Origin of the sequence: Chamaesiphon sp. VAR_48_metabat_135_sub (assembly GCF_031418915.1) — a bacterium.
Classification (GTDB): domain Bacteria; phylum Cyanobacteriota; class Cyanobacteriia; order Cyanobacteriales; family Chamaesiphonaceae; genus Chamaesiphon.
In genome coordinates, this window is sequence record NZ_JANOJV010000269.1 from 1 (window position 1) to 5,117 (window position 5,117).

The 5,117-nt window shown below is 41.3% G+C and carries 5 protein-coding genes; all 5 read left to right on the plus strand.

Features of this window, described 5'->3' with window-relative positions; translation table 11 throughout:
- On the plus strand, nucleotides 1-661 hold a 661-nt coding region (locus tag RMO55_RS18940; RefSeq protein WP_310429190.1), incomplete at its 5' end, for a GTP-binding protein.
- Between the two features lie 62 nt (nucleotides 662-723).
- A complete protein-coding gene (gene folE / locus RMO55_RS18945; protein ID WP_310429192.1) occupies nucleotides 724-1,362 on the plus strand; it encodes a GTP cyclohydrolase I FolE in 639 nt (212 codons plus the stop codon).
- Between the two features lie 241 nt (nucleotides 1,363-1,603).
- Complete coding sequence (locus tag RMO55_RS18950; RefSeq protein ID WP_310429194.1) at nucleotides 1,604-2,587, plus strand: GTP-binding protein; 984 nt, start codon at nucleotides 1,604-1,606, stop codon at nucleotides 2,585-2,587.
- 131 nt (nucleotides 2,588-2,718) lie between these two features.
- Nucleotides 2,719-3,351 carry a hypothetical protein gene (locus RMO55_RS18955; protein ID WP_310429196.1) on the plus strand — a complete coding sequence of 211 codons (633 nt, stop codon included), beginning with the start codon at nucleotides 2,719-2,721 and terminating at the stop codon, nucleotides 3,349-3,351.
- 632 nt (nucleotides 3,352-3,983) lie between these two features.
- Nucleotides 3,984-5,018, plus strand: a complete 1,035-nt coding sequence (locus RMO55_RS18960) for an AI-2E family transporter (protein WP_310429198.1) — start codon at nucleotides 3,984-3,986, stop codon at nucleotides 5,016-5,018.
- Nucleotides 5,019-5,117: the final 99 nt, after the last annotated feature.

The following is a 5,117-nucleotide window of genomic DNA, read 5'->3' on the forward strand; positions in this document are numbered from 1 at the left end:
TAAACAAATTACCTATGCTGATATTACAATCTTAAATAAAACTGATCTGGCAAGTACCGAGAAAGTTTTGAGTGTGGAGGCTTATATTAAGTCCGTCAAAGAGGGTGCGAGAATTCTGCATAGCGAACATGGCAAAGTGCCCCTCAATCTAGTTTTAGATGTAGAGCATAACAACCCCAATGATTATGCAGATTTAGTTAAAGAAGAAATTGAACAGACTGAGCAAGATAGTCATAAACATCATGCTCACGAACACGCTAGTCATGGATCTGATGATCCTCACAAACACCAGCACGAACACGCACATGAAAAACATGATACTCATAGCCACGATCATCATGCTCATGAACATCATCATCACCATTCCAGCCATTTAGATAATGATGGATTTGTATCGATCGCATTTGAAGCAGATCGTCCTTTTGATGTTAAGAAATTTGAGACATTTTTGCAATTACACTTACCCTCAGAAGTCTTTCGAGCCAAAGGAATTTTATGGTTTGTAAATAGCGAAGATCGGCATATTTTTCAACTCAGTGGTGCGCGGTTTAATCTCAATGGTGAACCGTGGCAATCTTCACCCAAAAATCAACTTGTATTTATCGGACGTAATCTAGATGCTGATAATCTGCGACAGCATTTAACAGACTGCTTTGCTTGATTATCAGCATCTAAATTTGACCTTCAATCGTCGATCTTCAATTAATAAATCTAAACTTACTCATGACATTATCTATTTCACCCGACGATATCCGTAAGCAACTTATTAGTACTGAATCTAAATCTCCAGTCTCTGAAGCAGAGATGCAACAAGCGGTACGGACATTACTAATTGGGTTAGGTGAAGATCCAGATCGCGAAGGACTTCTAGATACCCCAAAACGAGTTGTTAAAGCTCTTAAATACCTCACTTCTGGCTATAATCAATCGCTGGATGAATTGCTCAATGGAGCAGTATTTCATGAAGATGCGAATGAAATGGTATTGGTGCGAGATATCGATTTGTTTAGCTCTTGCGAACATCATATTCTACCGATTATCGGACGCGCTCATGTTGCCTATATTCCTAACGGGAAGGTAATTGGTTTGTCTAAAATCGCGCGAATTTGTGAAATGTATGCCCGTCGGTTGCAGGTACAAGAGCGGTTGACTTCCCAAATTGCTAATGCAATTCAGAGGTTGCTAAAGCCGCAAGGGGTGGCGGTGGTGATTGAAGCAACGCATATGTGTATGGTGATGCGTGGCGTGCAAAAGCCTAGTTCTTGGACTGTGACGAGTTCGATGCAAGGTGTGTTTGCAGAGGATGCTAAAACTCGTCAGGAGTTTATGGATCTCATTCGTCATCGGGCATCTTTTCATTAGATTGAATTGCTGCGTAGTCTGTGTTACCCCGCCCCAGCCCTCCCCTTATAAAGGGGAGGGAGCAAAAGCCCCCCTTTATAAGGGGGGTTGGGGGGTAAGCCCATTGGAAACGAAGTCCAACAGACTTGTGTATCCGGTAGCCTCCTAGAAGGGGATTTTTCACCCTAGCCCTTGATAAGAGGTTGAGTAGATCGACGATGGAGATTAAATATATCTTTGTATTTTAATATTCAATTTATTTATGCTAGACACACTTGATGCACCACCGCAGAAGTTACCTGTCACGATCGTCACAGGATTCTTGGGTAGCGGTAAAACTACGCTGCTCAACCATATTATTAAAAACTTTGAGGGTTATAAGGTTGCTGTTTTAGTTAATGAATTTGGTGATATTAGCATCGACAGTCAATTGCTAGTTAAAGTTGGCAGTGATGACGATGACAAAAACATGATTGAATTGACGAATGGCTGTATCTGCTGCACGATCAATGATGATTTTGCTGATGCTGTCTATCGGATCTTGATTAGACGAGAACGAGTCGATTATCTGATTGTTGAAACAACTGGTGTTGCTAATCCATTACCGATCGCCATGTCGTTTTTAGGGACTGAGTTACGAGATTTTACACATTTAGATTCGATCGTTACTGTTGTAGATGCGGAGACTTTTAATCCCAAAGAGCATTACGAAAGTGATGTGGCGATCGATCAAATCTTTTGCGGTGATATTCTTGTATTGAATAAAACCGATCTAGTTTCTGAGGAGAAGGCAAATAAGACAGAAGACTTTTTGCGATCGGTTAAAGAAGGGGCACGGATTCTAAGATCCGAGCATGGAAAAGTTCCACTGTCACTGCTGCTCGATGTCAATCTTTCCAACTCAGACTTTTTTGATGATAATTTCGCAAATATTGAGATAGATTCAAAACATATTAATAATGATGAATTTATGTCAGTTTCATTTCAAAGCGATCGTCCAATTGCTCTAAAAAAATTCCAACAATTTCTCGATTATCAACTTACAGACAATATATTTCGAGCAAAAGGTATTCTTTGGTTTGAGGATAGTCTGCTGCGGCATATATTTCAACTTAGTGGCAAAAGATTCACCATTGATGACAGTGAATGGATCGACCCACCAAAAAATCAGATTGTGCTAATTGGGCGCAAACTTGATAAAATTTCCCTGCTTCAAAGATTGAATGAATGTTTAGCAAGGCAATAAAAATGAACTTAAATATGCCGTGAATTGAGCAATTAAGTTTAATAAAAATGATTTAATTTCTCGTCTTTGTAAAATATTTTGACAGCTAGAAGCCTGGGTTAATTAATAAGTAATTGAGATGATATTAATATATGAAAATACCCAATTTAGCTAACGAAGAAGAGCCAACAGAACAACCCATTTTAGAGTTGAGTGCAACAACACAATTATCTGATTATGTGAGTGCGATCGCGTGGTCGCCGATCGGCAATACTTTAGCTGCTGCTTGTTGTAATGGCGAAGTTCACTTAATCAAGAGTTTTGTGGGTAGAGCCTTGTGTCCACCGACGAATAATTCAATTGATGCCCTAGCCTTCTCCCACGATGGTAAATGGCTAGCTGCGGGCGGATTAGATGGCAATATTCGCCATTTAGCTTGGGCAGATCTGCCCCCTAGTGCCAATTTTCCGCCATTTCTTGCCGCCTCTACTCGCGAATTGGTGACAGTGTGGGTAAAATCTCCATTAGATTGGGAGAGTTGGGTGCTAGAACTCAGCAGCGGCAATGTGATCGATGTGGCATTTCAGCCCAAAAGTGGGGTGTTGGCATCACTGGCAGAAGATGGCTGGATTGTCCTCTGGCAAGCGGCTGTGGAGGCAGTGCAGGTACTAGACGGGGCAGAGGAGGGGTTTTGTTGTTTGGGATGGCATCCAACCGGATGTCGGTTGGCCGCAGGGGGGCGGCAGGGTGAGTTGTTTGTTTGGTCGGTTTGTGGGCGATCTTGAAGATCCCTAGAATTCGGTCGATCGGATCGAGTGGATATTCAGTAACATCGTTAGCGAAGCCTCTCCCGTGGAGAATCGTCCTGATTAATCTTAGCTAGCAAATTCCAATCGCAGCTATAGCCAAAAGAACTGGCAGCATATTCAAGATTTTGCAGGAAAGCACCGATCAATTGTCCATCGATCCATTCATTTTCCTAACTTATCTGAATGGGATCGGCAACTAAGAACTTGTCTGAAAGCTAGGTGTGAGTTTGTTGTTCAAGGCAAAGCTAGGTGTGATTGGCTATAATATATCGATAAAATCGATCTTATTTTATGCTGTTTTGTTAAGATATTTTTATCTATGTCTTTAGAGAGAGGATTCTGTTTATTCTATCAATTAAATTCAAGAAGAGATCTATTAATTGAACTTTAAATTTAATTAACAAATCCAGATTTTACATCTTGGAACTAAATAGAACAGCCTTTACCAATTAAAATCGGTGTAGTTCTGGGTGGACTATCGCTAGTTGGTGCCGAACTCTGGTGGTTTCTAGGACGTAAACAGCAGCAACAACAAGCTACTCAAACTAATGGGGTACAATATTTCGGGGTGTAATTGAAGTCAAAACACATAATCTAACCGATCGCTAATGCTCTCTTACCAAAAACTACCTCAATGGCTCAAATTTAGCTTAACCTTCCCGTTAGTTTTTCTGAATGGGTGGCTAATTTTGCTACTTTATCATTCCTTACAACCGATTTCGAGCATCGTCATTGCCGCTTGTTTGGTGACGTTTTTACTAGACTATCCGATCGTCTTTTTAGAGCGACGTGGACTACCACGAGCTTTGTCAATTGGGTTAGTTCTAGTTATCGCAATTGCATTAATGGGTGCGATCGGTTTTGGACTATTACCGATCGTGTTTCGACAGTTGGAGGAATTTGTCAACCGTCTACCAGCTTGGCTGACAGCAGCACAGGAACAAGTTGCTAATCTCAGTACTCTCCCGATTTTCCAAAACATTCCGATCGATCTTACTAATGTAACCGCAGGATTAACAGATCGAGTCACTCAGACTCTACAATTAGCATCACGGAAAGCAATCTTCTTGGCTTTAGATACGATTAATAGTGCCTTAAATTTGCTCCTAATTCTCGTGCTAACCATCTTATTAGTGTTTAGTGGTGAATCATTGTGGAACGGATTATGGAGTTGGCTTCCTGCACCTTGGAACGATCGAATTCAAGACTCGCTCAGACAAAGTTTTCAGAGTTATTTTGCAGGTCAAGCGATCGTTTCTACCATCCAAGGTGTTTCGCTCATGACTGTGTTTTTACTGCTGCAAATTCCGTTTGGGTTGCTCTTTGGATTGACAATCGGATTTGCCAGTTTTATTCCCTTTGGTGGCACCCTTACTGTGATTGTAATTAGCTCACTATTAGCTCTCCAAAACATTTGGCTAGGACTCAAGGTTTTGCTAGTAGCGATCGTTGTCGGTCAGATTATTGATAATGCGATCGCGCCTCGGTTGATGAGCGGTATGACAGGACTCAATCCAGCCGTTGTCTTTATTTCTGTACTGACGGGATCTCAATTAGGGGGACTGCTCGGACTACTTTTAGCTGTGCCAATTGCTGGGTTTATTAAACGGATTGCCGATCGATTTAGAAGTACGTTGGAATAGTCAAAAAACAATGCAATTAAATCGAAATAATTTTCTCAGCTTCCTCATCCAGTCAGCACCAGGAAAACCAGCACTTGCGAATGGCTTGCGGGCTGCATT

Bases quoted from the DNA above. Each gene is read 5' to 3' on its own strand.
- folE (WP_310429192.1), top strand. From the start codon at position 724: ATGACATTATCTATTTCACCCGACGATATCCGTAAGCAACTTATTAGT.
- RMO55_RS18950 (WP_310429194.1), top strand. From the start codon at position 1,604: ATGCTAGACACACTTGATGCACCACCGCAGAAGTTACCTGTCACGATC.
- RMO55_RS18955 (WP_310429196.1), top strand. From the start codon at position 2,719: ATGAAAATACCCAATTTAGCTAACGAAGAAGAGCCAACAGAACAACCC.
- RMO55_RS18960 (WP_310429198.1), top strand. From the start codon at position 3,984: ATGCTCTCTTACCAAAAACTACCTCAATGGCTCAAATTTAGCTTAACC.